26 protein-coding genes are annotated in these 26,547 nt (G+C 28.4%); 22 read left to right on the top strand and 4 right to left on the bottom strand.

All coding sequences use genetic code 11. From position 1 onward, the window contains the following. Nucleotides 1-38: 38 nt before the first annotated feature. Nucleotides 39-977, top strand: coding sequence for a M28 family metallopeptidase (locus tag ACFYH6_RS15630; RefSeq protein ID WP_316345273.1), 939 nt, complete (start codon nucleotides 39-41; stop codon nucleotides 975-977). 52 nt (nucleotides 978-1,029) lie between these two features. Here ACFYH6_RS15630 and pyk read toward each other — a convergent pair whose 3' ends face one another. Next, nucleotides 1,030-2,448 carry a pyruvate kinase gene (pyk, locus tag ACFYH6_RS15625; RefSeq protein ID WP_416180031.1) on the bottom strand — a complete coding sequence of 473 codons (1,419 nt, stop codon included), beginning with the start codon at nucleotides 2,446-2,448 and terminating at the stop codon, nucleotides 1,030-1,032. Between the two features lie 140 nt (nucleotides 2,449-2,588). Here pyk and ACFYH6_RS15620 point away from each other — a divergent pair, with 140 nt between their 5' ends. Beyond that, the gene (locus ACFYH6_RS15620; RefSeq protein WP_316345271.1) at nucleotides 2,589-4,040 is read left to right on the top strand and encodes an aminoacyl-histidine dipeptidase; all 1,452 of its coding nucleotides are present in this window, start codon (nucleotides 2,589-2,591) and stop codon (nucleotides 4,038-4,040) included. 406 nt (nucleotides 4,041-4,446) lie between these two features. Here ACFYH6_RS15620 and ACFYH6_RS15615 read toward each other — a convergent pair whose 3' ends face one another. Together ACFYH6_RS15615 and ACFYH6_RS15610 are read right to left on the bottom strand one after the other, a co-directional pair. Further along, nucleotides 4,447-5,148, bottom strand: coding sequence for a hypothetical protein (locus ACFYH6_RS15615; protein WP_416180032.1), 702 nt, complete (start codon nucleotides 5,146-5,148; stop codon nucleotides 4,447-4,449). 343 nt (nucleotides 5,149-5,491) lie between these two features. After that, nucleotides 5,492-5,707: a hypothetical protein gene (locus tag ACFYH6_RS15610; RefSeq protein WP_416180033.1), complete on the bottom strand. Its 216-nt coding sequence runs from the start codon at nucleotides 5,705-5,707 to the stop codon at nucleotides 5,492-5,494. Nucleotides 5,708-6,052: 345 nt separating this feature from the next. Here ACFYH6_RS15610 and ACFYH6_RS15605 point away from each other — a divergent pair, with 345 nt between their 5' ends. From ACFYH6_RS15605 to rodA, 11 genes are all read left to right on the top strand, one after another. After that, nucleotides 6,053-6,757 (top strand): SPOR domain-containing protein, encoded by a 705-nt coding sequence (locus ACFYH6_RS15605; RefSeq protein WP_416180034.1) that lies wholly within the window; start codon nucleotides 6,053-6,055, stop codon nucleotides 6,755-6,757. A gap of 201 nt (nucleotides 6,758-6,958) precedes the next feature. Continuing rightward, on the top strand, nucleotides 6,959-7,528 hold the full coding sequence (locus tag ACFYH6_RS15600; protein WP_416180035.1) for a Maf-like protein: 570 nt from the start codon (nucleotides 6,959-6,961) through the stop codon (nucleotides 7,526-7,528). 50 nt (nucleotides 7,529-7,578) lie between these two features. Then, entirely contained in the window at nucleotides 7,579-8,268 is a 690-nt protein-coding gene (radC, locus tag ACFYH6_RS15595; RefSeq protein ID WP_316343985.1) for a RadC family protein, read from the top strand. Nucleotides 8,269-8,285: 17 nt separating this feature from the next. Next, on the top strand, nucleotides 8,286-9,305 hold the full coding sequence (locus ACFYH6_RS15590; RefSeq protein WP_316343984.1) for a rod shape-determining protein: 1,020 nt from the start codon (nucleotides 8,286-8,288) through the stop codon (nucleotides 9,303-9,305). Beyond that, complete coding sequence (gene mreC / locus ACFYH6_RS15585) at nucleotides 9,305-10,156, top strand: rod shape-determining protein MreC (protein WP_316343983.1); 852 nt, start codon at nucleotides 9,305-9,307, stop codon at nucleotides 10,154-10,156. Before ACFYH6_RS15590 ends, mreC begins: the two co-directional genes overlap by 1 nt. Before the next feature lie 9 nt (nucleotides 10,157-10,165). Then, nucleotides 10,166-10,657, top strand: coding sequence for a rod shape-determining protein MreD (mreD, locus tag ACFYH6_RS15580; protein ID WP_416180036.1), 492 nt, complete (start codon nucleotides 10,166-10,168; stop codon nucleotides 10,655-10,657). Beyond that, complete coding sequence (locus ACFYH6_RS15575) at nucleotides 10,654-13,590, top strand: penicillin-binding transpeptidase domain-containing protein (protein WP_416180037.1); 2,937 nt, start codon at nucleotides 10,654-10,656, stop codon at nucleotides 13,588-13,590. Before mreD ends, ACFYH6_RS15575 begins: the two co-directional genes overlap by 4 nt. Nucleotides 13,591-13,777: 187 nt before the next feature. Further along, nucleotides 13,778-14,431: a septum site-determining protein MinC gene (gene minC / locus ACFYH6_RS15570; RefSeq protein ID WP_416180038.1), complete on the top strand. Its 654-nt coding sequence runs from the start codon at nucleotides 13,778-13,780 to the stop codon at nucleotides 14,429-14,431. A gap of 19 nt (nucleotides 14,432-14,450) precedes the next feature. Then, nucleotides 14,451-15,245 carry a septum site-determining protein MinD gene (gene minD, locus ACFYH6_RS15565; RefSeq protein ID WP_416180039.1) on the top strand — a complete coding sequence of 265 codons (795 nt, stop codon included), beginning with the start codon at nucleotides 14,451-14,453 and terminating at the stop codon, nucleotides 15,243-15,245. A gap of 16 nt (nucleotides 15,246-15,261) precedes the next feature. Further along, a complete protein-coding gene (gene minE, locus ACFYH6_RS15560) occupies nucleotides 15,262-15,525 on the top strand; it encodes a cell division topological specificity factor MinE (protein ID WP_316343978.1) in 264 nt (87 codons plus the stop codon). Nucleotides 15,526-15,747: 222 nt separating this feature from the next. Then, entirely contained in the window at nucleotides 15,748-16,884 is a 1,137-nt protein-coding gene (gene rodA, locus ACFYH6_RS15555; protein ID WP_416180040.1) for a rod shape-determining protein RodA, read from the top strand. 236 nt (nucleotides 16,885-17,120) lie between these two features. Here rodA and ACFYH6_RS15550 read toward each other — a convergent pair whose 3' ends face one another. Then, the gene (locus tag ACFYH6_RS15550) at nucleotides 17,121-17,597 is read right to left on the bottom strand and encodes an NUDIX hydrolase (protein ID WP_316343976.1); all 477 of its coding nucleotides are present in this window, start codon (nucleotides 17,595-17,597) and stop codon (nucleotides 17,121-17,123) included. Between the two features lie 220 nt (nucleotides 17,598-17,817). Here ACFYH6_RS15550 and ACFYH6_RS15545 point away from each other — a divergent pair, with 220 nt between their 5' ends. From ACFYH6_RS15545 to obgE, 9 genes are all read left to right on the top strand, one after another. Next, nucleotides 17,818-18,291: a peptidase M23 gene (locus tag ACFYH6_RS15545; protein WP_416180041.1), complete on the top strand. Its 474-nt coding sequence runs from the start codon at nucleotides 17,818-17,820 to the stop codon at nucleotides 18,289-18,291. A 63-nt stretch (nucleotides 18,292-18,354) separates the two neighbouring features. Further along, nucleotides 18,355-19,215 (top strand): site-2 protease family protein, encoded by an 861-nt coding sequence (locus ACFYH6_RS15540; protein WP_416180042.1) that lies wholly within the window; start codon nucleotides 18,355-18,357, stop codon nucleotides 19,213-19,215. Between the two features lie 486 nt (nucleotides 19,216-19,701). Continuing rightward, nucleotides 19,702-21,555: a TIGR03960 family B12-binding radical SAM protein gene (locus ACFYH6_RS15535; protein ID WP_316343973.1), complete on the top strand. Its 1,854-nt coding sequence runs from the start codon at nucleotides 19,702-19,704 to the stop codon at nucleotides 21,553-21,555. Next, complete coding sequence (locus tag ACFYH6_RS15530; protein ID WP_416180056.1) at nucleotides 21,539-22,240, top strand: TIGR03936 family radical SAM-associated protein; 702 nt, start codon at nucleotides 21,539-21,541, stop codon at nucleotides 22,238-22,240. The genes ACFYH6_RS15535 and ACFYH6_RS15530 overlap by 17 nt, the downstream gene beginning before the upstream one ends. A gap of 13 nt (nucleotides 22,241-22,253) precedes the next feature. Beyond that, nucleotides 22,254-23,702, top strand: a complete 1,449-nt coding sequence (locus ACFYH6_RS15525) for a ribonuclease E/G (RefSeq protein WP_416180043.1) — start codon at nucleotides 22,254-22,256, stop codon at nucleotides 23,700-23,702. Between the two features lie 132 nt (nucleotides 23,703-23,834). Beyond that, nucleotides 23,835-24,146: a 50S ribosomal protein L21 gene (gene rplU, locus ACFYH6_RS15520; RefSeq protein WP_136005970.1), complete on the top strand. Its 312-nt coding sequence runs from the start codon at nucleotides 23,835-23,837 to the stop codon at nucleotides 24,144-24,146. A gap of 5 nt (nucleotides 24,147-24,151) precedes the next feature. Next, nucleotides 24,152-24,523, top strand: coding sequence for a ribosomal-processing cysteine protease Prp (locus ACFYH6_RS15515; protein ID WP_316343065.1), 372 nt, complete (start codon nucleotides 24,152-24,154; stop codon nucleotides 24,521-24,523). A gap of 4 nt (nucleotides 24,524-24,527) precedes the next feature. Beyond that, nucleotides 24,528-24,827, top strand: a complete 300-nt coding sequence (gene rpmA, locus ACFYH6_RS15510; RefSeq protein ID WP_416180044.1) for a 50S ribosomal protein L27 — start codon at nucleotides 24,528-24,530, stop codon at nucleotides 24,825-24,827. Between the two features lie 426 nt (nucleotides 24,828-25,253). Then, nucleotides 25,254-26,543 (top strand): GTPase ObgE, encoded by a 1,290-nt coding sequence (gene obgE / locus ACFYH6_RS15505; protein ID WP_416180045.1) that lies wholly within the window; start codon nucleotides 25,254-25,256, stop codon nucleotides 26,541-26,543. Nucleotides 26,544-26,547 lie beyond the last annotated feature (4 nt).

Here is a 26,547-nt window from a genome sequence, read left to right as displayed (position 1 = left end):
AATAGTATATATTATTATTTATTTTAGGAGAAGAAGAGATGAAAAAAGTTATTATAATAATTTTTATTATATTTTCGTTAAGTCTAATATTCATTAATAAAGAAAGAAATAAGGAAGTTTCAGATATTAAAGAAGTTATAAATTATTTATGTTCCGATGAAATTAAAGACAGGGAATATAAAACTGATGGAAATAAAAAGGCATCAGAGTACATTAATAATTTATATAATGAAATGAATTTAGAGTTTGTTTTCGAAAATTCATATCTTAATAGTTTTAATTGTGGTGGAATGAATATTAATAATGTAGTTGGCAAAATAAGTGGTGAAGATAGTAAAAAGGCTATTATAATAACTGCTCACTTTGATGCTTGGTGTAATGGTGCAGTTGATAATGCATCAGGAGTTTCATCAGTAATTGAAATAGCAAAAAATCTAAAAGAATTTTCAGAGACAAATAAGCTTAATCAAGATGTAATATTTTTAATGACAAACGCTGAACTGAGCGGGTATAAGGGAAGTGAAGATTTTGTATTAAAACTATCTGAACTAAATTATGAGAATGTCTATAATATTAATATAGATTGTATAGGAATAAAAGATTCAATTAATTCTAGTGGATTAGGATTAAAGAACTTAAGTCGCTTAGAAGAATCAAAAAAATTATATTCGGGAATAAAAGAAGTATTAGGAGAATATGAGATAGACTATGTAGATGATTTTTCTACAGAAAAATCTAAGGATGCATATGAACAAGGTTATGGAGTTAGTGATTATGTTCCATTCGAACAAAATGGTTATCCGAATATTCATATTGCACAAAAGGGGATTGGAGAATTTATATTGAATGAAAATGATAAGCCAAACTTAATAGATTATAGAAAAATTAAGAATTTATCTGAAGCAATATCTAAATATATAGAAAAAAGGACTGCGGACTTGTTATCTAGTACCGCAGCCCAATATTACAACTTATGAGTGTAATTTTTAAATACTATGAAAATTAATGAACTTAATAATCAAGATAAATCTATAATTTTTCGATTTTTAGCATATTAGTTCCACCTGTAATGGCACTAGGCATTCCTGCAGCAACAATAATATCATCACCTTTTTCAGCAAAGGATAAATTAGTTGCAACCTTCTTTGCTTCACTTAATATTTCATCAGTAGTTGTGAATACATCACATTTTGCTGGGTATATACCAAAATTAAGATTTAAGCCTCTTCTAACTTCATCATATGGAGTTATAGCTATTATTGGAGATTTTGGTCTATACTTTGATATAAGTTTTGCTGTAGCACCACTATTAGTAGCTGCAACAATAGCTTTTGCATGCAATAGATTTGAACTTCTACATGCAGAATAGCTAATAGCTTCAGAAAAAGAAGATAAAGAAGGTTCTTTTAATCTCTTATTTAAATAGTTATAATCTAAATTTGCCTCAGTCTCTATTGCAATTTTAGACATCATCTCAGCAGCTTCTATAGGATAGTTACCACTAGCACTTTCTCCACTTAACATTATTGCATCAGTACCATCAAAGATAGCATTACTAATATCACAAGCTTCAGCTCTAGTTGGAAGAGAATTTCTTATCATAGAATCTAACATTTGAGTAGCTGTAATAACTATTTTGCCAGCTTCATTACATTTTCTAATTATTTTCTTTTGAATTATTGGCACTTTCTCGATAGGTATTTCAACGCCCATATCTCCTCTAGCTACCATAATTCCATCAGAAGCTTCTATAATTTCATCTATGTTATCAACGCCTTCTTGGTTTTCTATTTTGGCAATAATTTGGATATAATCCCCTCCATGAGATTTTAAAACATTTCTTACATCTTCTATATCAGAAGCTTTTCTAATGAAAGAAGCTGCAACGAAATCCACTTTATTTTCGCATCCAAATATTAAGTCTTCTTTATCTTTTTCAGTTATTGATGGAAGATTAATTTTTACGTTAGGAACGTTTACACCCTTATGATTTTTTATCATTCCACCAACTGTAACTATACATTTAATCTCTTTACCAACTACTTCTTTTATCTTAAATCTCAATAATCCATCATCTACTAAAATTTCTCCGCCTACTTTAACATCCTTATATAAATCTTTATAAGAAACAGTACATCTTTTATTATCGCCTAATATTTCATCATCACAAATAAAAGAAAACTCATTATCTGCAAATAGTGTTACACCATCATTAATGAAGTTATGAGTTCTAATTTTTGGACCTTTAATATCGAGCATAATTGCTGTTGGAGAATTAAGTTCTTCCCTTATTTTTTTTATAAGATCTATTTTTTCTTTATGTGTTTCATGAGTCCCATGAGAAAAGTTTAATCTTGCTACACTCATACCTATTTGAATAAATTTTCTTAAAATTTCCTCTTTATCACTTGCAGGACCAATTGTAAAAATCATTTTTGTTTTTTGCATAATATCACCTCAAAACATAAAATTTGTGAAAATTCTGAATAAGTATAATAAAAAAATATAATTTAAGTATCATATATACTATGATATACTTAATTTATAATATCATTCTAACATAATTTAGCAGTAAAGGAGAGGATAAAATGAATATTTTACAAAATTTAGAACCTAAAAGGGTTTTTCAATATTTCGAAGAAATTTCACAAATACCAAGAGGATCAGGAAATGAAAAGGCTATAAGTGATTATTTAGTAAGTGTAGCTAAAAAGCTTAATTTAGAAGTATATCAAGATGAGGCTTTAAATGTAATAATTAAAAAGCCAGGAACAAAGGGATATGAAAATTCTGAAACAGTAATTCTTCAAGGCCATATGGATATGGTTTGTGAAAAGAATAAAGGAACAGAACATGACTTTGAAAAGGACCCAATAAAATTAAGAGTTGTAGATGATATGATTTATGCAACTGATACAACTTTAGGATCTGATAATGGAATAGCAGTGGCATACTCACTAGCTATATTAGATTCTACAGACATTCCACATCCACCACTAGAAGTATTAATTACTACAGATGAAGAAACTGGAATGTCAGGAGCAATGGCAGTATCAAAAGAACATATAACTGGCAAGATTTTATTGAATTTAGATAATGAAGAAGAAGGACACTTATTAGTAAGCTGTGCTGGTGGAGTAAGAAGTAAACATTTATTAAAGGTTAATTTAGAAGAAGTAGGTAATTACAATAACTTTTTACATATCGCTATAAGAGGACTAAAAGGTGGTCACTCAGGTATGGAAATTAACAAAGAAAGAGGAAACTCTAATAAGATTATGGGTAGAGTTTTAAAATCATTACTACCTATAGATTATAAATTAGCATCACTTCATGGAGGTTCTAAAAACAATGCAATTCCAAGAGAAGCAGATGCTATAATAGCTTTAAAATCAGAAGATGTTGAAAAGGCTAAAGAAATAATTAATTCATGGACTGAAGTATTAGTAAATGAACTAAAAACTCAAGATCCAGGAGTGAAGGTTTCTATATTAGAAAACACTGAAAAAGTAGAAAAACTATTTACAAGAGTTGATACTGAAAAAGCAGTAAACCTACTTTATTTAATTCCAAATGGAATAAATACAAATAGCGTTGAAATAGAAGATTTAGTTGAAAGTTCAACAAACTTAGGAGTAGTATCAACTAAGGGTGATATTGTTGAATACGATAGTGCAATTAGAAGTTCAGTTGCATCATTAAAAGACGAAATAGTTTTAAGATGTAAAACTGTAGCTGATTTACTAGGTGCAGACTTTGAAACTACAGCTGGATATCCAGAATGGCAATATGATAGTGAATCTAAGGTAAGAGTATTATGCCAAGACGTTTATAAGAGAATGTATGGAAAAGATGCTAAGATAGTAGCAATTCATGCAGGAGTTGAATGTGGATTATTTAATGAAAAGCTAGGAAAGCTTGATATGATAAGCTTTGGACCAAGTCTTTATGATGTTCACACACCACAAGAACATATGAGTATTTCATCAGTAAAAAATGTTTGGGAATACTTATTAGAAGTACTAAAAGAACTAAAATAATTGTATAAATAGAGAAAGCTGGCTATAGTTTTATAGACCAGCTTTTTTAATGAATAATGAATAATGGGTAATGCACATTTAAAATGCATAATGCGTAATGCACAATGCATAATTATGGTAAAAACTCCTTAGGGAGTTTTGAAAAATTAAAAAATTAAAGAATGAAGCTTCTCTTTTGCATTCGCAAAATCAGCATGAAAGAATTAAGAATCAAATTTATTTAGAATTTATATTTTTATAACTCATCTTTTCTGAGTGATTTCATAAATATCCATTATGCATTACTTTTTCTGAATTACTAACTAAAAAACACCGCATATTCCTTTTGAATAATACGATATTTTTAATGATTAATATTAATTTTTTTCTTAACTTTTATATTCTTCTATATCTTTTATAATTTAAATTAAAATAGAGGATCATAAACTAGGTTATAATAACAATTATTATTCTCTATTCTAATTACTTCATATTTATTATCATCAATTTTATTTAAAAATACACTGTCTGAGTTATATTCTCCTGAATAAATATTTTTAATATAGTCATTCAACTTATCATAATCTAATACTTTATCTTCAAGTATTAGATTTCTAAATTCATTATCGCCAGATGCATCAGTAGTATTTATACTTAAATCAATATTTAAATTTTCTTCATCAGTAAAATATTGAATTGTCTCTGCCCCTAAAGTTGCTAAATTATTTAGTAATATATAGTGTTCATCATTAGGAAAATCTTTAAGACTAGAAATTTTATCGCTAATAGGTTGTATATATTTTATTTCTAGTGAATTGTTTCTACAAAATTCTTTAACTATACCTATAGCTCGTATATACTCTTCTGAAATGGCTTTATTTCTAACTTCGAGATTTGGTGTATTCTTATTGCTTTTAATAGTCGCAACCTCTTTTTTATTACTTATTATATTTCTTGAATTGATAGTTGAATCCTTATTCTCTCTATCATTTGAATTACTATTTACTTCAGAATCAATTTGAGTATTAATATTTTCAATTTCCGTCTTAACTTTAGAATTTTTATTTATTGTACATCCTGTTAATATTAAAGTAAGTGTTAATATTAAAATAATTATATTTTTTCTCATCTTATTTCCCCTTTTTTAAAATTATGTCTTTTAATCCTTAATTCAATACAATTATGAGTTAATTATAAAATATTTTGTAAATACCGTACTATTTAATTTTCTAAGAACAAATTGTTTAACTAGTTCTCAATAGTTTAAGATTGTTACTCAAGCTCTAATCGCTAAATTGAAATTTGTTAAATACTCATAATCTTTAACACTCTAGTTTTTTATTTTAAATACATTACCACCAACTTATATATGTATCTCGTCGGTCAGCAGAAGATTTTCATATATTAAAGACTATTGATTTATCAATCATGTCAAAGTAATAAGTAAATTCATCATCATGTCCTTTTTAAATTTAATCATAAATTTCTATTATTTCATAATCTGGATCTTCATATTCATCAATTGGATAATCCCCAGGATTAGATAAGTTTAAAGTCTCCGCTCCATCACTACAACATCCAACTAAATAACAAGCATATTCTTCAGCAGCTTCTTTTGAATCAAAAATATCATCCTCTTCTTCGCTTGTTCCGTCTGAATATTGCATTACAATCTTATATTTGGGCATATTATTCACCTCCATAAATTCCCACTTACCGAGCAGTTTAAAAGTAAAACTAACTCATTTTAAAATACAATTGTAAATTAATGTATATTTTTATTATACATTAACTATAAAGTATATTTAAATAAAAATAATAATTTTATATTTTTTAGAGCAGTATGAAGCTCAAAACTTAATTAAAACAGAGAAATTAATTTTCATAACTCAGCTTGGCTGAGTTATTTCAACCATTCTTTCATTTTTTCATTCTTTCATTTTTAAATTTTCAAAATTAATTGTTTTACATAATGAATATATTTAATCTATTTAGAATATAAATTAAATATAAAAAAGAGGGGGATGATAAAAATGAAGTACACTAAATATCAATACAAAAAGAAAAATAACGGTATTAAACTTTTAACATCTTTATTAATGACAACACTAGCTGCAATATCTATAGGTTTACTTGCAGCATGGTTGTTACTTAAAGTAGTTCCTAATATGGATGGATTAAAGGGAGTCAATGGCAATCCTAAAGTGGAAGAAAGCAATAATACTGAGAATTCCTCAACTGAAGAAATAGAAACCTTTAGTTTAATTCAATGTGGATATTTTTCTAAGGAGGAAAACGCTAAACAAGTTTTAGATAAAATAAGTAGTGATTTTAATTCTTTTATAGTTAAGGATACAGAAGGAAAATATAGAGTTCTTGCTGGAATTACAACGGAAGAAAATGGTAATGATCTTATGGAAGGCTTAAAATCAAAAGGAATAGACAATATTAAAGTGAAATTAGAGCTAAATAAGAATGATAAAATTGAAAATCAAATTAGTGCAATTACAACAGGTTATTTGGAAATTTTAGATACAGTACAAAAAGAGGAAGTTAAAGAAGTTAATACTAATGATTTTAAAACTTGGATTAATAAATTAGAGGAAGTTTCTAGTGGAGATAAAATTGATATATTAAAGGAATATAAAGAGCATATTAAAGCATTACCAGAGGCTTTAAATAAGAGTAATATTGTAGCAGAATTAGAATATATATATTCAATATTAAGTAAGATATAATTGAAAAAAAGTTAGTTGGAATAATATTACAAAACTATTAAAAATAAATAAAAATTAAATAAAGAAAGACAAAGTTACTTGTTTCAAATCTTATATAATGATAAACTATATTAGATATAAGATAGAGGCAACTAGCTTTGTCTTTATTTAGTTTTAAACCATGCTGTTTTTTCAAGAATATAAAAATAGGATGTGATAGGTTTGAAATATGTTTTAGCATCAGCATCTGAAAGAAGACAAGAACTATTACATAGAATAATTAGGGATTTTGAAATTAAAGTTAGTGACTTTGATGAAGATACTATTTTATTTAATGGAAATGTAGAAGAGTATGTAATTAATTTGGCTAAAGGAAAAGCAATTAGTACAAAGGAAAGCCTTCATGATAATGCTATAATTATTGCTGGAGATACTATAGTTGTATTAAATGGAAAAATCCTGGGAAAGCCAAAAAATGAAGAAGATGCATATAGAATGTTAAGAGAATTAAGTGGTAAAACCCATAGAGTTTATTCAGGTATAGTTGTTATTAATATGTATAATAATAAGATTGAAGAATCTGCTATATATACCGAGGTAAAAATGGGTGATTTAACAGACAAAGAAATATTAGAGTACATAAAAACTGGTGAGCCGCTTGATAAAGCAGGTGCCTATGGAATACAAGGATATGGAGGCATTTTTGTTGAAGAAATTAAGGGGTGTTTTTATAATGTAGTTGGATTACCATTAAATCTTCTAAATAAAATGCTAAAAATGGTTAAAGAATAGAATTATAGGGTATATTTATAAATAAAGTTATTATTTTTAGGAGTTTATTTATGAATAATAGTATAAAAATTATAGATATACCAGAAGAAGAAAGACCTGTTGAAAAATTATTAATAAATGGGCCAGAATCTTTAAGTAACCCAGAACTTCTTGCAGTAATTTTAAGGACTGGAACTAGAGGAGAAAATATAATTTCTTTAAGTACTAGAATTATATCAGAGTTTAATGGACTAGATGGTTTATTAGATGCTGGAATAAATGAAATTACAAGTATAAAGGGAGTTAAAAACATAAAGGCAAGTCAAATTATGGCCATAGGAGAGCTTGTTAGAAGAATTAATAAGTTAAATATAATTAGATCAGGAAAGATTATTTCTTCTCCAAGTGATATAGCAAGCCATATAATGAAGGAAATGGTAGTTTTAAAACAAGAAGTTTTAAAGCTAATAATGTTAGATACTAAAAATAATATAATAGGAATAAAAGATGTATTTAAAGGAAGTTTAAATACATCAATTGTACACCCTAGAGAAATTTTTAAAGAAGCTATAAAAAAGAGTAGTTCAAGTATAATAATTTGTCATAACCATCCTTCAGGAGACCCTACACCAAGCAAAGAGGACATAAATATAACTATTAGATTAAAAGAATGTAGTAAAATAATGGGTATTGATTTATTAGACCATTTAATAATTGGTAAAGATCAGTATGTTAGTTTAAAAGAAAAAGGAATAATATAAGCGAAAGGGGAATTCAAATGGGATTTTTCAGTAGTAATAAGGACATGGGAATAGATTTAGGAACAGCAAATACACTTGTGTTTGTTAAGGGCAAGGGGATAGTATTAAGCGAACCTTCAGTTGTAGCTATTAATAGTACAACAAGAAGACCGCTTGCAGTAGGTACAGAGGCTAAGCTTATGATAGGAAGAACTCCTGGTAACATAGTAGCTATTAGACCATTAAAAGATGGCGTTATAGCTGATTTTGATGTAGCACAAACTATGTTAAAAAAATTAATTGAAAAAGCAACTAGTAAGAGTGCTTTTACTAGTCCTAGAATAATAGTTTGTTATCCATCAGGAGTAACAGAAGTTGAAAGAAGAGCAATTGAAGAAGCGGCAAAATTTGCAGGGGCTAGAGATGTTGTACTAATGGAAGAACCAATGGCAGCTGCTATTGGAGCAGGACTTCCAGTAGGAGAACCTACAGGTAGCATGATAGTTGATATCGGTGGAGGTACAACAGAAGTTGCTATAATATCTTTAGGTGGAATAGTTACAAGCAAGTCTTTAAGAGTTGCTGGAGATGAATTAGACCAAGCAATCATAGCTTATATTAAAAAAGAGTTCAACTTAATGATAGGTGAAAGAACAGCTGAGCAAATTAAAATGGAATTAGGATCAGCTTATAAGATTGATGACGAAGAAAGAGAAATGGACATAAAGGGAAGAGATCTTATTACAGGACTTCCTAAGCCAGTAGTTGTTACTGAAACTCAAATAAGAGAAGCTTTAAAGGAACCTGTTTATGCTATTATAGAATCAATAAAAACAACATTAGAAAAGACACCACCTGAATTAGCAGCAGATATAATGGAAAAAGGAATAATGTTAGCTGGTGGAGGAGCATTACTTAGAGGATTAGATGCACTTATTAACCATGAAACAAATATGCCTGTTCATATAGCAGAAGCACCACTTGATTGTGTTGTATTAGGTGCGGGTAAAGCATTAGAAAACTTCGATGAGTTAAGTAAGACACAAAGAGGTCAATAATGAAGCGTCATAAGAATAAACTGGCAGTTACTGTAATAGTGCTGTCAGTTGCCTTTTTAGGCATAATTATTTATACAATGAATAATGAAAAAAAAGATGCTGTTTCAAGTAGTTTAGGTAGTGCGATTAATCCCTTGCAAAAGGTAGTTTATACAATTGGTGATAGAATAAAGGAATCTTTAGATTTTTTCTTGAATTTTTCTAATGTGAAAAATGAAAATAAGGATTTAACTAAGGAAAATAATGAACTAAAAAATAAACTTTTAGAATACGATAAACTTAAAGAAGAAAACGATAGATTAAGAGAAGTTTTAAACTTTAAGAATTCAAAAGCTAATTATGAATATATAGGAACTGAAATAATTGGATATAGCGGAGAAAGTTTTTCAGATGGATATATAATAGATAAAGGCGAAAATGACGGATTAAAAAAAGATATGGTAGTGATTTCAGATAAGGGTTTGGTGGGACAGGTTACCAGTACAGGTTCTAATTGGGCTATAGTGGAAAGTTTACTAAATGAAAACATAGCTGTTTCAGTTATGGTTAATAGTACTAGAGAAACTACAGGAATATTAAAAGGCTATGTTACTCGTACTAACAATGGATTAACAAAGGTAACTAATTTACCATTAGATTCTGAAATAAAAGAAGGGGATGTAATATTAACTTCAGGGCTTGGACAAATATATCCTAAGGAAATTAGAATTGGAGAGGTTATTTCTGTTGAAAGTGATGAAATAAAAGTTATGAAAACTGCAATAGTAAAACCTTATGTAGATTTTAATAAATTAGAAGAATTATTTGTTGTTGTTCCAAAAGAAACAAGAGAAGTTAAGTATGCTAATTAGAGGTAGAATATGAAAAAGTGGATTTTAGTTTTAATTTCATTAGGACTTTTAATACTTGATAATTCTTTTATGCCTTTTTTATCTATTAAAGGAGCCTTTCCAAGTTTACTTTTTATTTTTGCTATAGCTTATTCTATTATAAATGGCAAAAAGGAAGCTGTTTTTATTGGAGTTATTTCAGGATTACTACAAGATATATATTTTTATGAAGGCTTTGGAGTAAATGCTTTAATTAATATGTTAATATGCTTACTTGCAGCTGTTATAGGAGAAAATATATATAGAGAAAAGAAGCTTATACCAACAATATCTATGGCATTTTTATATATGTTAAAAGTAGTATCAATATTTTTACTATTAAAAATGGCTGGAAAAACTATAAATATTGAAGTTGGTATATACGCATCCATATATAGTGCAATAATAATGTTTTTAGGATATGATTTTGTTTTAAGGCTTTACAATAATAATTATAAAAAGAGATCATGGAGGTTTAGATGATAGTAAATAAACCCAAAAAGAAAAAGAAAATTTCTAGATATACTGTTTTAAATATAATAATGATAGCTCTTTTTACTACCTTTATTGCGAAGCTGGTTTATCTTCAAGTTTATAAACATGAAGATTATAAAGAAAGAGCTGATATTAGTTCAACAAGGCTTATTTCTGAAAATGCTCCTAGAGGAAAAATATATGATAGTGAAGGAAATATTTTAGCAAGTAATATTCAAACTTATACCTTAACATATACTAAGCCTAATGATGATAATGAAGATTTTTATGGAACTATGGGTAAGGTATTCGATATACTTTCACAAAATGGAGAGAATTTTGAAGATGAATTAATGTTAAAAGTAGATAACAGTGGTAAGTTCTACTTTGATTTTAAAACAGATGATGAAGATACAAAAAAAGTTGTTGAAATTAGATTTAAAAGAGATAGAGGACTTAATGAAGAAATAGAGAGAAATCTATTTGGTAATCAAAAGACTGAATTTAACGATAAAGAAATAGAACAAGTTAATGAAGAATTATTAAAAATATCTGCAGAAGAAACCTACTATAAATTACTTAAAAGTTATAGTCTTCAAGAACTGGTAAATCCAATGCCAGTTAGAGAAGAAGGTGAAACAAGTAAAGCTTATAATGCTAGAGTTGATGCTTATAATGATAAGTATAAAGAAATGTCTGGGAAAGAAATATTAGATGAACTTTTAGAAACATATTCAATGCAAGATGTAAGAAAATATGTTGTTGTAAAAGATGCTATTAAAATGCAAAGCTTTAATGGATATAGAGCTGTAACCATTGCATCTAATATAAAGAAAGATACTGCTTTTATTATGTATCAAAAATTAAATGATTTACCAGGTATTGATGTAAGTATAGAGCCTATTAGATTTTATCCATATAATAGCTTAGCTTCAGGAGTAATAGGATATTTATCTTCAATAGATTCATCTAAAGAAGATAATTATGAATTAAGAGGATATGATGTATCTTCGGATTTAATAGGAGTTGCTGGTATAGAATCTGCTTTAGAAGATCAATTAAAAGGAACTAAAGGTGGAACTACAGTTAAAGTAAACTCTCAAGGAAGAGTTACAGAGGAGTTATTTAAATTAGATTCTTACCCAGGAAATAATGTACACTTAACTATTAATAAAGATGTTCAGTATGCTGCAGAACAAGCTATGCAAGATACTATGAATCGTATAAAGAGTAGTATAGCTCCAAATGCAACAAGAGGTGCAGCAGTAGCAATTGAAATTAAAACTGGTAGAATTATTGCTATGGTAAGTTATCCAGGATATGATCCAAATGTATTCTCTATTCCAGGAAAGTTAACTGATGAGTTATCTCAGCAATACTTTAGTCCAGATATAGAAAGTTATGCCAAGGAATTTATACAAAGAACTGGTGCTACTGGAGGAATGGATTATTTATTCCCTATAAATGAAGAAACAGGTAAAAGAGAAGATAAGTTTGATACTTATCCTAAGCCTTTTTTCAATTATGCAACACAAGGTCTTCTTCCAGCGGGATCAACTTTTAAGCCTCTTACTGCCATTGCAGGATTAATGGAAGGGGTAGTTAATCAATATGAAGTTATGAATGATACCTCTGGTACATGGAGTAAAGAAGATTTGCCAGGAATGGTATTAAAGAACTTCCAAGGTACAGCAAATGGAGCAACTGATTTAAGAAAAGCTCTAGAAGTATCATCAAATTACTATTTTTATGAGTTAGGGTATAGATTATATAAAAATAGTGGAGGAGATGTAAGTGGTGGAAATATTGAAGCTTTAAATACTCTTGCTAAATATGCATGGAAGTTTGGACTTGGAGTAGAACCAAGTAAACAAAATTCTAAAACTATGTCTACAGGAATTCAAATTGAAGAGTCCTTTGGTCAAGTTTATAATTTTGAGTCATGGAAAAATCAAATAGTAAATACTCCTATGTATGAAATAGTAGATGCTTTAAAGGCGGGAAATTATTACAGCTATTCATTTGTACCATTAAATATAGAAGATAGTGATAATGATTCAGACACTTTAAAAGAAGCGAAAAATGCTTTGAAAAATTATATGAAAGATACTTTAGCAAAGGTAGGAACAGATGAAGAAGTATCTGACACTACTAAATACGCTGAAAGTTTAGTTCCATATATTAAGAAGGTAATGGATTTATCTGATGAATTTAAAGCTTCAGTAATTGAAACATCTAAAAGAAGAACTGTAGATATAGATGAAGAGGCTGGAACTATTTCAGATGCAATAGCTTATTATATTATAAGTAATGCAGGACTTCAGATTAAAACTCCAGGACAAATTATATCTAGTGCTATTGGGCAAGGTATGAATAACTTTACTCCTGTCCAAATTGCAAACTATGTTGCAACATTAGCTAATGGAGGAACTAGACGTAAGTTAACCCTTGTAGATAAAATTACATCACCAACAGGTGAAGTATTACAAGAATTTGAACCAGAAATAATTGATCAAATAGATATACCAGCAGAATATCTTCAAGCTGTTAAAGATGGAATGTACAGAGTTAATACAAGTCCTAATAATGGTACTGCGTACCAAGCTTTTGGTAATTTCCCAATTAAGGTTGCAGGAAAAACAGGTACAGCTGACTTTAGTACAGATGAAAATTATAAGATTCAAGGAAGATTAGCTTATGGTAACTATATTAGTTTTGCACCTTTAGATGATCCGGAAATAGCTATATTTTCAACTATTTATGATGGCTTCAGAGGTAGTGAGGGTGCAACTATTCATAAGGCTATATATGAAGCTTATTTTAAAGAAAAGTTATTAGAATTAGATCCTTCTTATGCTTCTAAATCAGAATCCTTTAGAAAATATGTAGTAGAATCTCCACTAAAGGATAATAAAGATGATAGTATTAAATTAAGTAATTAATAAAAAATAGTAATTAAAAGTAAAAAGCTGGGTTTTCTCAGCTTTTTACTTTTATAAAAACATTGATTTTCTCCGTTTTTTTTAATTTAATACAAAATTAGGTTGTTAAGTTATAGATTATAATTGTATAATTATAAGTATCAGATATTTTTATTAATAAGTAAATGTAATTGGTGGAGGGTTGCCAATGAAAGTACATAGTAAAATTCAAATAAGAGGTACTAAAGATGGTATCAATGCAGCAATAGATATGGATAAGTTTAATAACTTTGATGATATGTTAGAATCCTTAATAAAAAAGTTGTCTGTTGGAAAGGGCTTTTATAAAGGAGCATCTCTTAAAATAGAAACAAATTTAAAGTTATTGAATGAAGATGATGTATCAAGGCTAAAGGATGCTTTATTTGAAAAAATTCAAATTAAGGAATGTATTTTTGAAGATATTAAGAAATTAGAATCTAAAGATAATAAAGAAAATAAAATATTTAATGGAATATATGAAGGAAAAACAAAATTTATAAAGAAAACAATAAGAGGTGGACAACAGATTAAATATTATGGAAACATAGTAATTATAGGGGATATTAATAATGGGGCAGAGGTGTATGCAGGAGGAAATATAATAGTTTTAGGGACTATTAGAGGACATGTGCATGCAGGAGTAGGTGGAAATAAAAAAGCTGTAATATCAGCCTTTAATCTTCAGCCAGAAATACTACAAATAGCTGACATAGTTACTATTGCTCCAGAGGATGGTGTGAAGCCATCTTATCCAGAACTTGCAAAAATTAAAGATAATATTATTATAGTAGAACCGTATTTACCAAAGAAATATATATAGTGTTGGAGGGAGATAAAAAATGGGAATTTCTATAGTTATTACATCAGGTAAAGGTGGAGTTGGAAAAACAACAACTACAGCAAACATTGGAACTGCATTAGCAGCCTTAAATAAAAGAGTTGTAGTTGTAGATGGGGATACAGGTCTTAGAAATTTAGATGTGTTAATGGGTTTAGAAAATAGAATAGTCTATACAATTTCAGATGTTATAGAAAATAGATGTAGATTGAAACAAGCATTGATAAAAGATAAAAGATATCAAAATCTTTGTTTATTACCAACTGCTCAAACTAAAGACAAAGATGATATAAGACCCCAAGATATGTTAAAAGTAATAAATGAATTGAAAGAGGATTTTGATTACATTTTAATAGATTGTCCTGCAGGTATTGAACAAGGCTTTGAAAATTCAGTAGTAGGTGCTGATAGAGCAGTTGTAGTAGTTAATCCTGAAATAACTTCAGTTAGAGATGCTGATAGAGTTATTGGAAAGTTAGATGCTAAGGGATTAGAGGATCATGCAGTAATAATCAATAGATTAAATTACGAAATGACACAAAGAGGGGATATGCTTGATGTTCCTGATATAATTGAAACTTTATCAATAGAATTATTAGGAGTAGTTCCTGATGATAAAAACATTACTATTTCAACAAATAAAGGGGAACCTATAGTTTTAGATGATAAATCAATTTCTGGACAAGCATTTAGAAATATAGCAAGAAGAATAATGGGAGAAGAAGTACCGTTACTTGATTTAAAAACTGGGGGAGACGGATTTTTTGCATCATTAAAAAAATTATTTAAGCGTTAAAAGGGGGAGTTGAGAGGTGGATTTTTTTAAGAAGTTTTCAAATAAGCCAACACCTAAGGAAGTAGCAAAGGATAGATTAAAATTAATATTAATACATGATAGAGGTGATTTACCTCATGAAACTCTTGATAAAATAAGATTAGAAATATTAGAAGTATTATCTAAATATATAGAAATAGATGTTGATGATGTTGAAATAGCTGTAAGCAAAAGTGAAAATTTAGAGGGTAATAGCCCAGCATTAGTTGCTAATATACCTATTAAGAATATTAAAAACTAGAAATATAATGCATTACGCATTGCTAAAAGGTCTATGATTATGCTAATTCTATTTTATACGTAGAGTTAGAAATAGACCTTTTACTATTTTTTAATATTATTAACAGATAATTAATTAATAAATTCTTAAATTTTATTTATTTGTAGATATGTTATAGAGAAATAAAATTTTTTTGGATATAATAAAATCTAGGTTAAAAAAATGGAGGTGTAATGCAAAAAAATGATACCATTATCGCATTTTAAAATAGATTTTAAAAAGCTTAAAGAAATAGATAAGCTAATGCTATTTTCCATGATAGCTTTAATGATATTTGGAATAATAAATATATATTTAGCAAGTGCAGCAGAATATGGAACATTATTTTTGAAGAGACAGTCAATTTGGTTTGTAGTTTGCTTAGTTGCATTGTATTTTGTTGTTGCTATTGATTATACGTTATTAAAATCTTATACTCCTTTGTTTTATTGGGGATCAATACTTTTACTTATAGTAACAATGCTTATAGGTACAGAGATTAATGGAGCAAAAGGATGGATAAGACTTGGACCATTATCCTTTCAACCAGCAGAGTTAGCAAAGATAGCTACAATAATGATGTTAGGTAAAACTTTAGAAGAAATGAATGGAACAATAAATGAACTTAAAAATTTCTTAACCATGGCTTTTTATGCAATTGTACCAGCAATTTTTATAGTTATTCAACCTGATATGGGAATGACTATGGTTTTATTCTTTATGGTAGTTGGAATATTTTTTATTGCCGGATTAGATATAAGGATAATTGGTGGAGGTTTATTAACTCTAATTGTTGCAATAGTTATAGTATGGAATTCAGGGTTAATAAAACCGTACCAAAAAACTAGAATAACTTCCTTTATGAACCCAGAATCTGATTCTTCAGAATCGGGCTATCAATTGAGACAATCCCTTATTAGTATAGGAAATGGTGGAGTCTTTGGATTACAAGGCAATGTAATAACTAAGGAAAATTCAGTAGGGTATGCAGCTCAATATGTACCAGAGGTACAGACAGACTTTATTTTTGCAAGTATAGCTGAACAATGGGGATTTATTGGAGCCTGCTTCTTATTACTTCTATATGGTATATTAATTTCAAGGATGATAGCAATTGCACGAACAGCAAAGGATCAGTTTGGATCAATTATTTGTGTAGGATTAATAGCTTACTTTTTATTTGCATTGCTCCAAAATATAGGAATGACAATAGGTCTTATGCCGATAACAGGTATAACATTACCTCTTATTAGCTATGGAGGAACTTCATTACTTACTACAGTTATGTCTATAGGATTAATATTAAATGTAGGTATGAGAAGGAAAAAGATATACTTCTAAGAAATGTATAATGTAAAATGAAGAATGTATAATTAATGATGTAATTTGTACCAAATTACTAAATTAAAATAGAGATATTAAAAAAATCTGCAGTTTTAAAACAGCAGATTTTCCTTTTTTTATAAAAAATAAACATAAAATTTAATCGGCTAAATTAATATATAATTTTCTAGTTATTATTTTTTGTATCACTTGAGATTATCAAATAAAACTACTAGAGCTGTGACAATTTAAATCTACTTTATTTCTGTAATTAATGTTAGCTCCTTTGGTAGATTAAAGATTTTATCTTTTATAAATAATGGATATATGTATTCTGTTTGCAATTGATTAAATGTTAACCATTCAAAAGTATTACATTTATCCCCTTCAACTAAAGAAAATTTATTTCCATTATCTAATAGATTACTTCTTTTAATATCTATTAAGAAATATAAACATAATTCATGATATTGCTCTTTGTTAACATCTTCTGTGAAAAAATTCTGATTAAACCATAAAGGCCTAACTATATCAGAATCAATTTTTAATTCTTCTTTTAGTTCTCTTAGCATAGCTTGTTCGGCTGTTTCATGAAGCTTAACTCTACCACCTGGTAGATAGAAATAAGGAGAATGTTCATCTTTCATTGCTAATAACTTATTTTCATGGATTATAATTGCACATACGCGATAATTAAATCTTCCCTTTGATGTTTTAAATGTAATATCCAAGGTATTAACCTCCTTTTATAATTAATAATATAACTACGGAATAATATATATCTATTATACATTATTTGGGCTATCATTTATGAAAATACAAATATTATGTTCTAGTTACTTGGAATTTACGAGGTCGTAAGTAATATACCATTTATTTCCTAGTTTTTTATGGAATAAAAGTCTTAGTAATTAAATATAAATACACTATTAAGAGTAGGGAGAGAGGTGTATGGTTAACAATTATAACGAGGCTTATAAAGAGTATTACGAGAAAGTTAGGGGAAAAGTTAGAGGAAACGAAAATAAGGGTGATAATGGACTTATGACTAAAGAATATATATATCCAAATACGTCAAATGTAAGAAATTATACTTATGGAAAAGGGACTTATCAAATTAACTCTAGCAAAAAGAAATATAAATATATAGATGGATTTATAATTAGGCTCATAATAACTTTTATGTTGTTTTTAGTAGTTTTTACTTTAAAAGTACTTCCTAATAAGGAAGCAAAGGAGCTTTATAAAATATGTAAGACATCTATAAATAGTGAATTTAATTACAAAGAATTATTATCTGGAGTAGAGAAGCTTGGTTTTGATTATAGTGGTATTAAAAATAATATAGAAGAAAAGTATAAAGAAGTTATAAATCAAATAACTAATATAAATTTAGATGATATGAATAACGGATTAAATTTATAACAATAAAGCATTAGAAATAGAAGGTGGTTTTATAGATTTGTAGCAATTATTAGGGAGATATAAATGAATAGAGAAAGAAAGAAGATATTAGCAGAAATACTTCTAATATCAATTGTATGTAGCTATAACAAATTGTTTATATTTGCATTTATATGGGTGTTTTTACATGAGATAGCGCATATATTAATAGCCTTTAAATATGGATGTAAATTTTATAATATAGGATTCCATATATTTGGATTAAATGCAGAACTTTCAGAAATTAACACACTAAAGGACAAAGAGAAGATAGTAGTATATATTGCAGGAGCTTTATTTAATATAATTTCTGCATTTGCACTTTATTTAATTAGCTTTAAGTATAAAAACATTTTTATAGACACTGGCATTAGTTTAAACATAGGGTTAGCATTTTTCAATCTGTTACCTGCTTATCCATTGGATGGATCTAGGATTTTGGAAATTGTTTTATCAAAGAGAATTTTATTTAAAAGAGCTCAACGTATAATAAGTATAATTAGTTATGTTATAGCAGGCTTATTTATTATTTCAGGAATTAGTATTTATATTTTTCTACATAGTTTAAATTTTAGTATAATTATAGGCGCTATAATTATAGTTTATATTACTAGAATGGAACAACATACTTCAATGTATATAACAATGGGTAATATAGTTAAAAAAAGAAAAAAGCTTTTAAAAGATAATTATATTGAAAATAAAAGTATATCTGTTTATTACAAGCAAGGACTTGTTAATGTATTAGCCTTGGTAGATAGAAATAAGTTTAATACCTTTTATATTTTAAATGATGATATGAAACTTATTTATATATTACATGAGGACGAATTAATAGAAGCTTTAAAAAGCTATGGAAATATGACTGTGGAAGAATATATTAAGAGAATGCAGAATGCAGAATGAAAAATGCAAAATTGATGTTAAAATTTTTGGGAGAGTTTCTTATAGAAATTTATTCTGGTAATTTAAAGAAAATTACTTCGATAATTCTACATTGGACACTCTAAATTCTTAACTTGGAGCTGTTGTGACAGCTCCTTTACCTTTATTAGTAGATATGCTAGAATAGAAAAGATATATTGGCGCTACGCACAATGGATAGTGGATAATTAATGGATAATGCATAATGCGTAATGCATAATTAATGATGAAACTCCTTCGGGAGTTCCTTAATTAAAGAAAGAATAATGAAGTAATTAAAAAATGAAAGAATTGATGATGAAACTCCTTTAGGAGTTTCTAAAATTTCATAATTCAGCTTGCTGAATTATTTCAAAAATTATGCATTATTAATTATGCATTACGCATTGCTTTAAGTGTATTATCAATTACGCATTATACATTATTTTTGCGTGGCTTCTTTAAATTCTCGTTCTAGGAGGAAGTATTATGAAAAAAATTACTGACCATATTCTATATAAGGTTGAGAAACCATCAAGATATGTTGGTGGAGAGTTAAATCAAGTAGTAAAAAATCCAAAAGATGTTGATATAAGATTTGCTTTTTGTTTCCCAGATGTATATGAAGTAGGAATGTCTCATTTAGGAACAAGAATACTTTATCATACAATAAATCAAAGAAAAGATACATATTGTGAAAGAGTTTTTGCACCATGGCCAGATATGGAAGCGGAGCTTAGGAAAAATGAGATTCCATTAATGACCTTAGAAACTAAGGATCCACTTACAGCATTTGATATATTAGGGTTTACACTTCAATATGAAATGAGTTATACAAATATATTAAATATGCTTGATATGGCAGGAATTACTTATAGAGCTTCAGAAAGAGGAGAAGAGGAGCCAATAATTATGGCTGGTGGTCCTTGTGCATATAATCCAGAGCCCCTATACGACATAGTTGATTTCTTCGAAATAGGTGAAGGTGAAGAAATAATGAATGATGTCCTAGATGTATATAAAAAGTACAAGGGCAAGGGAAAGAAAAAAGAGTTTTTAAGAGAAATATCTAAAATTCAAGGAGTATATGTGCCTTCATTATATGATGTTACTTATAATGAAGATGGAACTATAAAGGAATTTAAACCAAAATATGAAGATGTTCCAGCTAAGATAAAGAAAAGAATAGTTAATAATTTTGATAAAGTAGATTTCCCTATAGATATGATAGTTCCTTATTCTGAAATAGTACATGATAGAGTAGTTTTAGAAACTTCAAGAGGATGTACTAATGGATGTAGATTCTGTCAAGCAGGGATGATTTATAGACCAGTTAGAGAGAAAACTACTAATACTTTATTAGATCAAGCTAAAAAGATGATTGAAGCTACTGGGTATCAAGAAGTTTCATTAGCTTCTCTAAGTATTTGTGATTATTCAGATATACAAAATCTTGTAAGCAGTTTAATTTTAGAGCATGGAGATAAAAATGTTGGGGTTGCCCTTCCATCTATTAGAGTGGATGCCTTTTCAGTTGATTTAATAAAAGAAATTCAAAAGGTTAGAAAAACAGGATTAACTTTTGCTCCAGAAGCTGGCTCTCAAAGAATGAGAGACATAATAAATAAAGGATTAACTGAAGAAAGAATATTAGAAGCAACTAAAAATGCCTTTGAATCAGGATGGAGTACTATTAAGTTATACTTTATATTAGGTCTTCCTTATGAAGAATTAGAAGATGCAGCAGGAATTGGAGAACTTGCAGAAAAAATGGCTGCTGTTTACTATGATATTCACAAAGATAAGAGAGCAAAAGGATTAAAGATTAACGTAAGTACATCAATACTTGTACCAAAGCCATTTACACCATTCCAATGGGCTCCAATGGCTAGACCAGAAGAAGTATGGAAGAAGATAGATGCAGTTAAAGGTGCTATAAAAACTAGAGCTATACATTATAGCTACCATGAACAAAAGACATCCTTTATGGAAGCTGTATTTGCAAGAGGAGATAGAAGAACCTGTGATCTTTTAATTAAAGCCTTTGAAAAAGGTGCAAAATTTGATGGATGGTCAGAGTACTTTGATTATAACCTATGGATGGAAGCTATGAAAGAATGTAATATAGATGAAGATTTCTATGTGTATAGAGATAGAAATTACGATGAAATACTTCCTTGGGACTTTATAGATATTGGAGTTAATAGAAGATATTTAGAAGTTGAAAATGAAAAAGCAAAGAAAGCAGAACTTACACAAAACTGTAGAAAGGGTTGTACAGGTTGTGGAGTAAATGTAAACTTTAAAGAAGGGAAGTGTTTTGAAGGTGCGTTATGTAATTAAGTTTACTAAAGAATCTAGTATTAAATTTATATCTCATTTGGATTTAATGAGAACAATTCAAAGGGTTATAAGAAGAGCAGATCTTCCAATGGAATACTCAAAGGGATTTAATCCTCATATGGCAATGTCAATAGCACAACCTCTATCAGTTGGTGTTTATTCAGATGCTGAATATATGGATATTGTATTAGTAGAAGAATTAAGTGAAGATGAGATAATTAATAGATTAAATGAAAAAACTGCATCAGGAATTAAATTCTTAAATGCTAAAAAGGTAGTCAATGTTGAAGGACAAAAGAAAGTCCCTCAAAGTATGGCCTTAGTAGATGCTGCTAGATTTACTATAAAGATGATATGTAAAGATGCTAATATAGTAGAAGAAAAAATGAAGGCTTTAGAAAAAGAAAGTCAATGGACTACTATAAAGAAAAGTAAAAAAGGTGAAAAAGAAGTAAATCTAAAAACTATGATTAAAGAAATGAAATATTGGATAAATAATGATGAATTAATTATTAATATAGTAGTTTCTTCTGGTAGTAGAGAACACTTATCTCCAGATTTAGTAGCAAGCTATATAAAAAATAATATTCCTGAAATAGAAGAAGATGCATTTGTAGATATAAAGAGAGAAGAAATGTATGTATTAACTAATAATAAATACATGCCAATATATAAATTTATTTAGGGAAGTGTATTTTATGAGGGAAATTTTCATTGAAAGAGATGAATTGCTTTTAAGAATTGCCATAAAAGAAAATGGAAAACTTGTAGATTGCTTCTTTGAAGAAATTTCTAAAGAACCTAAAATGGGAGAGATTTATAAAGGAAGAGTAAAAAATATAGTTCCTGCTATAAATTCCATTTTTGTAGATATTGGTCTAGAAAAAGAAGCTTACATGTATTATAGTAATGAGCTTAAGGATTCGGGAATAAAAAAAGGTGATGAAATTTTAGTAGAAGTAATAAAAGAACCTTTAAATAATAAGGGAGCTAAAGTAAGTAAAAATATAAGTATTCCAGGTAGGTTTATGGTATTAACCCTAGGGGGAAGTGGAATTAGCTTTTCAAAGAGAATTAATAGTCAAGAAGAGAAAAATAGAATTTATAAAATTATTAATGAAATAGATGGTTATGGCATAACTATGAGAACTGAATCAGTAACTGCTTCAAGTGAAGAGTTATTAGAAGAGAGAATAAAACTACTACAAGAGTTTGATATTCTTATAAATAAATTAAGATATAGTCTGAGCTTAGGTAAGGTATATGGAGAGAACATTATTTTAAATAAAGTAATTGTAGATAACCTAGGAGCTAAATGTAAGATAATTTCAAATGATGATGAAGATTTAAAAGAAATATATTTAAATATAAAATCTAATGAAGATATAAGTATTGAAAAATATAATAATAGTATAAGTTTATTTGAGTATTATGGAATAGAAAAAGAAATATTAAAGCTTAGACACAAGAAGGTGGCTCTAAATTGTGGTGGAAATATAGTTATTGATAAAACAGAAGCCATGTATGTTATAGATGTAAATTCTTCTAAAAACATTAAGGGAAGAAGTTTTGATAAAACTATACTAGAAACTAATTTAGAAGCTGCATATGAAATTGGAAGGCAAATTAGACTTAGAAATTTAGCTGGTATAATAGTTATAGACTTTATAGATATGAGAGATTATTCACAAAAGGCTTTAGTTATGGAAGCTTTAAAAAAGTCTTTAAAAGCAGATAAAGGAAATGTTAAAGTATTTCCATTTACAGAACTAGATTTAGTTCAAATTGCTAGAAAGAGAAGAGGAAAATCTATATATGAATATTTAGAAGAAGGCTGCAAAAGATGCCATAAGGAAGGTTTTGTTTTAAAACTATCATATATAGAAAAACTAATTAAGAATGAAGTTATTAAAGCAGAAGAAGAAAATTCAATAAATTCCTTTTATATAGAGTTAGATAAAAATTATGAGGATATAGTTAGAGGAGATGAATTTTCATTTTTATCAAATATAAGTTCCTTAGATAATGAAATTTACTTGAATTTTGTAGATGGAATTGAGGGTTATAAAATAGAACCTTTAATATTTAATAGTCAAAAAGAAAATGTAAAAAATTATCTTGTAAAAGCTTATGAAAAATATGAATAAATTGCTTTACAATCTACATAATAGTGTGGTAAAATAGCATTTGTTAAACCGCGCATAAGAGGTTTTTATATAAACAAAGTTTAGAGCTTTGTACCTCGGTTGGCGAAACCGTAATAAGAGGAGGTGTTTTTAATGTACGCAGTATTATCTACAGGAGGAAAACAATACAGAGTTCAAGAAGGAGACGTAATATTCGTTGAAAAACTTAACGCTGAAGTTGACTCAACAGTTGAATTAACAGAAGTATTAGCAGTTTCAAATGGTGATGCTTTAAAAGTTGGTACACCAGTTGTAGAAGGTGCTAAGGTTGTAGCTAAGGTTTTATCTCAAGGTAAAGCTAAGAAGATAACAGTTTTCAAGTATAAGCCAAAGAAGGACTACAGAAAGAAGACTGGTCACAGACAACCATACACTAAGTTAGTAATCGAAAAAATCGAAGCTTAATTATCATGATTAAGATTAAGATTTATGAAAAAGAAAATTTAAGACTTGGATTTAAGATAGAAGGTCATGCTTTATCTAAGGCTGAAATAGAGAAAAGTGGAGATGCTTATGATTTAATTTGCAATTCAGTTTCTGTATTATCTCAAAGTGTTATAATAGGCATTGAAGAGGTATTAAAGCTTAAGGTTAAGTATAGTATCAATGATGGATTTTTACATATAAATTTATCAAATCTTAAAAATCAAGAAATAGAGAAGACTCAAGTATTACTTTTAACTTTTGAGAAAAGTATAGAAAGCTTGATGGAATCTCTTAAATTACAATTTGGAAATAATAAGTATAGCGAATATATAAGATTATTTAAAGAGGAGGTGTAATAGTATGTTAATGATGAACCTTCAATTATTTGCCCACAAAAAAGGGGTAGGTAGCTCAAAGAATGGTAGAGATTCAGAATCTAAGAGATTAGGCGTTAAATCTGCTGACGGACAATTCGTTTTAGCTGGTAACATTTTAGTTAGACAAAGAGGAACAAAGATTCACCCAGGAACTAATGTTGGTAAGGGTGGAGATGACACTCTATTTGCTAAAGAAGACGGAATCGTTAGATTTGAAAGAATGGGTAGAGATAAGAAAAAAGTTAGCATTTATCCAGTAAATCTTGAAGAAATAGCAGAATAATATTATTTTCATAAAGCACCCTAGTTTAGGGTGCTTTATTTTGTAAAACAGCAAGAGTGGGCAATTGACAATGAATAAGCTTGCCCATTGTACACTGTCAATTGTCCATTTATTTATGGGCTTGTGCCCAATGTAAAATGAATAATGTAAAATGTAGAATTAAGGTTGAAACTCCAAAGGGAGTTTCTAAAATAAAGATATTTTTAAAATTTGTTTAAATGCATATCGATAATTATAGATTTTATGCCCTATATGTATAATATAGGAGTTAGTTTGACAACTGTTATAACTAAATTATATAGTTGAATTTAGTTTCTAATAATATAAGTAATAATTTTGTTATTTATACTTATGTTATAATAAACCTTAAGAAGATTGAAATAATAAGAATAAGGTAAGAATATTTTATGAAAGATAGGTGATTTTATGTTTATAGATAAGGCGAAAATATTTGTTAAGTCTGGAGACGGAGGAAACGGATGTGTATCCTTTAGAAGAGAAAAATACATTCCACTAGGTGGTCCTGATGGAGGAGATGGTGGAAAAGGAGGAAGTGTAATTTTTGAGGTTGATCCAGGATTAACTACACTTTTAGACTTTAAATATAAAAAGAAATTCGTTGCTGAAGCCGGTGGAAAAGGCGAAGGCTCTAAATGTTATGGAAAAGATGGAGATGATCTTCACGTTAAAGTTCCTATGGGAACAATTATTAGGGATTTTGAATCTAATAAGATTATAGCAGACCTTTCTCACAAAGATGATGTTTTTGTCCTTGCAAAAGGTGGAAAGGGTGGAAAAGGAAACTGTAAGTTCTGTACACCTACTAGGCAAGCACCTCATTTTGCAGAACCTGGTATGCCTGGGGAAGAAAGATGGATTACATTAGAACTTAAATTATTAGCAGACGTAGGATTAGTAGGTTTCCCAAATGTAGGTAAATCAACATTCCTTTCAACAGTTACAGCTGCTAAACCAAAGATAGCGAATTATCACTTTACTACATTAAAGCCAAATTTAGGTGTAGTTAAAGCAGAAGGAATTAATGCCTTTGTTATGGCAGATATTCCAGGAATAATAGAAGGCGCTGCTGAAGGTGTTGGATTAGGTCTAGATTTCCTAAGACATATAGAAAGAACTAGATTATTAATACATGTAGTTGATATATCAGGAATTGAAGGAAGAGACCCATTTGAAGATTTTGTTAAGATAAATGAAGAACTTAAGAAATATTCAGTTAAGCTTTGGGATAGACCACAAATAGTTGTAGCTAATAAGGCAGATATGCTTTATGATGAAGAAGTTTATGAAGACTTTAAGAAAAAAGTAAATGAATTAGGTTTTGATAAAGTATTTAAGATGTCTGCTGCTACTAAATCAGGAGTAGATGAAATTATCAAGGAAGCAGGAAGAATGCTTACAGAAATTCCAATAACAGAATTAGAAATTAGTGAAGAAGAAAGATATGTTCAAGAAGAAAAGAGATTTACATACGATGTTTCTGTTGAAGATGGAGAAGAAGGAAATAAGGTATATGTAGTTTATGGATCCTTTGTAGATAGATTATTAAATTCAGTTAATATACATGATGCTGACTCATTAAGATACTTCCATAAGGTATTAAGAAATAAGGGCGTATTTGATACCCTTAGAGAAATGGGCATTGAAGATGGCGACATGGTAAGACTTAATGATTTTGAATTTGAATATGTATTATAATTTA

Origin of the sequence: Clostridium sp. HCS.1 (assembly GCF_047900555.1) — a bacterium.
Lineage (GTDB): Bacteria > Bacillota > Clostridia > Clostridiales > Clostridiaceae > Clostridium.
The sequence above is the reverse complement of the archived record's forward strand: the minus strand, read 5'-3'. Positions and strand labels throughout refer to the sequence as shown.

Bases quoted from the DNA above. Each gene is read 5' to 3' on its own strand.
- ACFYH6_RS15630 (WP_316345273.1), top strand. From the start codon at position 39: ATGAAAAAAGTTATTATAATAATTTTTATTATATTTTCGTTAAGTCTA.
- pyk (WP_416180031.1), bottom strand. From the start codon at position 2,448: ATGCAAAAAACAAAAATGATTTTTACAATTGGTCCTGCAAGTGATAAA.
- ACFYH6_RS15620 (WP_316345271.1), top strand. From the start codon at position 2,589: ATGAATATTTTACAAAATTTAGAACCTAAAAGGGTTTTTCAATATTTC.
- ACFYH6_RS15615 (WP_416180032.1), bottom strand. From the start codon at position 5,148: ATGAGAAAAAATATAATTATTTTAATATTAACACTTACTTTAATATTA.
- ACFYH6_RS15610 (WP_416180033.1), bottom strand. From the start codon at position 5,707: ATGCCCAAATATAAGATTGTAATGCAATATTCAGACGGAACAAGCGAA.
- ACFYH6_RS15605 (WP_416180034.1), top strand. From the start codon at position 6,053: ATGAAGTACACTAAATATCAATACAAAAAGAAAAATAACGGTATTAAA.
- radC (WP_316343985.1), top strand. From the start codon at position 7,579: ATGAATAATAGTATAAAAATTATAGATATACCAGAAGAAGAAAGACCT.
- ACFYH6_RS15590 (WP_316343984.1), top strand. From the start codon at position 8,286: ATGGGATTTTTCAGTAGTAATAAGGACATGGGAATAGATTTAGGAACA.
- mreC (WP_316343983.1), top strand. From the start codon at position 9,305: ATGAAGCGTCATAAGAATAAACTGGCAGTTACTGTAATAGTGCTGTCA.
- mreD (WP_416180036.1), top strand. From the start codon at position 10,166: ATGAAAAAGTGGATTTTAGTTTTAATTTCATTAGGACTTTTAATACTT.
- ACFYH6_RS15575 (WP_416180037.1), top strand. From the start codon at position 10,654: ATGATAGTAAATAAACCCAAAAAGAAAAAGAAAATTTCTAGATATACT.
- minC (WP_416180038.1), top strand. From the start codon at position 13,778: ATGAAAGTACATAGTAAAATTCAAATAAGAGGTACTAAAGATGGTATC.
- minD (WP_416180039.1), top strand. From the start codon at position 14,451: ATGGGAATTTCTATAGTTATTACATCAGGTAAAGGTGGAGTTGGAAAA.
- rodA (WP_416180040.1), top strand. From the start codon at position 15,748: ATGATACCATTATCGCATTTTAAAATAGATTTTAAAAAGCTTAAAGAA.
- ACFYH6_RS15545 (WP_416180041.1), top strand. From the start codon at position 17,818: ATGGTTAACAATTATAACGAGGCTTATAAAGAGTATTACGAGAAAGTT.
- ACFYH6_RS15540 (WP_416180042.1), top strand. From the start codon at position 18,355: ATGAATAGAGAAAGAAAGAAGATATTAGCAGAAATACTTCTAATATCA.
- ACFYH6_RS15535 (WP_316343973.1), top strand. From the start codon at position 19,702: ATGAAAAAAATTACTGACCATATTCTATATAAGGTTGAGAAACCATCA.
- ACFYH6_RS15525 (WP_416180043.1), top strand. From the start codon at position 22,254: ATGAGGGAAATTTTCATTGAAAGAGATGAATTGCTTTTAAGAATTGCC.
- rplU (WP_136005970.1), top strand. From the start codon at position 23,835: ATGTACGCAGTATTATCTACAGGAGGAAAACAATACAGAGTTCAAGAA.
- ACFYH6_RS15515 (WP_316343065.1), top strand. From the start codon at position 24,152: ATGATTAAGATTAAGATTTATGAAAAAGAAAATTTAAGACTTGGATTT.
- rpmA (WP_416180044.1), top strand. From the start codon at position 24,528: ATGTTAATGATGAACCTTCAATTATTTGCCCACAAAAAAGGGGTAGGT.
- obgE (WP_416180045.1), top strand. From the start codon at position 25,254: ATGTTTATAGATAAGGCGAAAATATTTGTTAAGTCTGGAGACGGAGGA.